2 protein-coding genes are annotated in these 1,814 nt (G+C 45.0%); both read left to right on the top strand.

Annotation, left to right across the window (positions count from 1 at the left end; translation table 11 throughout):
* Nucleotides 1-1,149: efflux RND transporter periplasmic adaptor subunit (locus ACS8FD_RS13550; protein WP_439276263.1), on the top strand; the 1,149-nt coding region annotated here is incomplete at its 5' end.
* A 101-nt stretch (nt 1,150-1,250) separates the two neighbouring features.
* A partial coding sequence (locus tag ACS8FD_RS13545) for an ABC transporter ATP-binding protein (protein ID WP_439276262.1) occupies nt 1,251-1,814 on the top strand: 564 nt, incomplete at its 3' end.

Raw genomic sequence — 1,814 nt, 5'->3', positions numbered from 1 at the left:
CTGAATACCGTTGACGTCGGTGCACAGGTATCTGGTGAAGTAACACGCCTCTATGTAGAGGTGGGTGATGAAGTACAAGAAGGCGATCTCATTGCTCAGATCGATCAAGTCACGCAAAAAAACAACTTAAGTAATGAGCAAGCAAGCCTTGAGCAAAGTGAAGCGGCCATTCAAAGCGCACAAGCAGAATATTTAAGTCGACAAGCCAGCCTTAAAAGCGCCTATGCCGATCTTGCCAGCCGTCAATCTGAGCTCAAACAAGCACAATCTGATTTTGCTCGCTTACAAGATTTGGTTGCCATTGACGCAATATCACAGCAGGAGTATGACACCCAAGCGACGAGTGTTGAGACAGCAAAAGCTGCCGTTGCCAATGCGCGTGCAGCTATCGATACGGCTAAGGCTGCTATCGCCACCACAGAAGCAAATATCAATAGTCAGCAAGCAGCACTACGCAAATCCCAAACCAACGTCAGTACTGCTGAGGAAGACTTAAGCTATACCACTATTCGCGCGCCCATGTCAGGCACTGTAGTCTCTGTTACTACTGAACAAGGCACTACTGTCAATGCCAATCAAACAGCCCCGACCATCGTTACCTTAGCGGACTTATCGACCGTACGTATCAATGCGCAGATTTCTGAAGCTGATGTAATCAATGTTAAAGCTGGCATGCCAGTCTATTTCAACATCATTGGTAATCCTGATCAAAAGTTTGACTCTATACTTAAAGCCATTGAGCCTGCACCTGAGAACATTAGTGACACCAGCTCAACGGATTCTGCGATTTACTATGTGGGTTATATCGAAGTGCCTAATACAGATCGGCGCTTTCGTATTGACATGACAGCACAGGTTTATATCGTTATCGATCAAGCAACAGACGCCCTGCTAATCCCTGCCGCTGCTCTACAGCCAGTTGGTAAAACGGACAAAACAGCGACTACAAACGATGATCCAAATGTAAAAACGGGTAAGGTTCGCGTCCTCAAACCAGACGGTGAAGTAGCCGAGCAGATAGTAAAAACTGGGATTAACAATCGTGTTGATGTACAAATTTTGAGCGGCTTGAATAAAGGTGATGAAGTGATTTTAAGCGAAGAAGATTCAGCCAACGGTCAAAGCAGCAGAGGTGGTAGACCGTTCTAACCATCAAGGTTTATAAGATGAGCTTTAATCTTGATTGCTCGGTGTTTGGAATTTTTTACGTCAGCAATTTTTTAGTAGTGTGCATATAGGTAGCATCGCAAATGAGTCATAAAACCTCTGATCTTAAAACCGCAGCAGACGCTCCATTAATGCAGGTCAAAGGACTAATAAGAGAGTTCAAAGCTGGCGAGCAAACCATTCGTGTATTGCACGAAGTTGATTTAACGATTAATCAAGGTGAAATGGTCGCGATTATCGGTCAATCTGGCTCTGGTAAGTCTACTCTAATGAATATTTTAGGTTGCTTAGATCAAGCCACAGCTGGCGAATATAAGATATATGGACAATCTGTTAATAGCTTGGACGCTGATGAATTGGCTAAGCTACGCCGTGAGCATTTTGGTTTTATTTTTCAACGCTATCATTTGCTTGGCGATATTAGCGCACGAGACAATGTCTCTGTACCAGCGGTATACGCTGGCATGGATGGACAAGCGCGCAGTAAACGAGCCGAGAAGCTATTAGCGGATTTGGGCTTAGCAGATAAAGTGAATAACCGTCCCAACCAGCTATCTGGTGGGCAACAGCAACGTGTGTCTATTGCACGCGCTCTTATGAACGGCGGTGATATCATCTTAGCAGATGAGCCAACTGGCGCGCTAGAT

The organism is Psychrobacter sp. 1U2, assembly GCF_051847575.1.
Note: the sequence above shows the minus strand (reverse complement) of the source record. Positions and strands in the feature narration are given on the sequence as shown.